1 pseudogene is annotated in these 404 nt (G+C 73.3%); it reads left to right on the top strand.

Going from position 1 to position 404, the window contains the following annotated elements:
• A pseudogene (locus tag CAY82_RS27705) lies at positions 1-404 on the top strand (GMP synthase (glutamine-hydrolyzing)); the annotation flags it as partial.

The following is a 404-nucleotide window of genomic DNA, read 5'->3' as shown; positions in this document are numbered from 1 at the left end:
CGCGGCGCTCGCGGGCGTGTCGGACCCGGAGACGAAGCGCAAGATCATCGGGCGCGAGTTCATCCGCGTGTTCGAGGACGCCGCGCGCGAGGTCGTCGAGGACGCCGGCGCGCACGGCGAGGACGTGAAGTTCCTCGTCCAGGGCACGCTGTACCCCGACGTCGTGGAGTCCGGCGGCGGCGAGGGCGCGGCCAACATCAAGTCCCACCACAACGTGGGCGGCCTGCCCGACGACCTGCAGTTCGCGCTCGTCGAGCCGCTGCGCACGCTGTTCAAGGACGAGGTGCGCGCGGTCGGCCTCGAGCTGGGCGTGCCCGAGTCGATCGTGTGGCGCCAGCCGTTCCCCGGCCCCGGCCTGGGCATCCGCCTCGTCGGCCAGGTCACCGCCGAGCGCCTCGAGACGC

The sequence above is a fragment of the Pseudomonas sp. SID14000 genome (genome assembly GCF_002165135.1).
Classification (GTDB): domain Bacteria; phylum Pseudomonadota; class Gammaproteobacteria; order Pseudomonadales; family Pseudomonadaceae; genus Aquipseudomonas.
The sequence above is the reverse complement of the archived record's forward strand: the minus strand, read 5'-3'. Positions and strand labels throughout refer to the sequence as shown.